Source organism: Vibrio sp. 1978 (assembly GCF_033344345.1).
Map to the genome: position 1 here is coordinate 1 of NZ_JAWPOP010000429.1, position 725 is coordinate 725.

Sequence of the window (725 nt, forward strand, 5' to 3'; positions counted from 1 at the left end):
TGACCGTCGGCTTTTATCACTCGTATTTGGCGTGATTCTGCGTAACGAGTCGGGCCCCCCGCGTTTGCCAGAATGTCCATAAAGCTCGCGCCTTGTTTACCTTCGTAAGCCCCCGGGTGCGCAACTTCACCCATGATATAAACTACGTTCGCGCCAGCTTTTATCTCTTCTTCCTGCTTAGGAACAAAGATGGTTGCGCCGGGCAATATCTCAGGCAGCAAGCTTTGATCGCCTGTATCTAGGTAGGTTTTCAAGTTGAACATAGTTGGTGTGTTGTTCGTAATCACGCGAATTTGCTCAACGCTCGCGTAGCGAGTAACGCCGCCAGCGCGCATGACCACATCGACAAGTGTGGTGTTTGGCTTGTAAGTAAATGAGCCCGGGGCGTTCACTTCACCGAACACTTTGATTGCGCGAGCGGAGTCGGCACTGTCACCAGAGTTGGCGAGTTTGGCTGCATCGAATTCTTGCTCAATGTTGCCGACCAATGGGGAAGCAGGCACAAATAACACGTCTAACGATTCCAGTCTTGGTAGCTGGCTGTTGTCGCCTGTATCCAAAAAGCGTTTGTAATCGAACTCGATGTTCTGATCGCCACGTTTGACGATCATTTTGTCGAGCTGCGCGCCAGCGCGGAGTCCGCCAGCTTCGTAAACAAACATTTGGATGTTAGAACCTGCGGGCAACGTGTATTCACCCGGCTTAACAACGTAGCCTTGCACGGA

The 725-nt window shown here is 51.7% G+C and carries 1 protein-coding gene; it reads right to left on the reverse strand.

All coding sequences use genetic code 11. The features are described 5' to 3' along the window. Nucleotides 1-725: polysaccharide biosynthesis/export family protein (locus R8N49_RS27055; RefSeq protein WP_318190441.1), on the reverse strand; the 725-nt coding region annotated here is incomplete at both ends.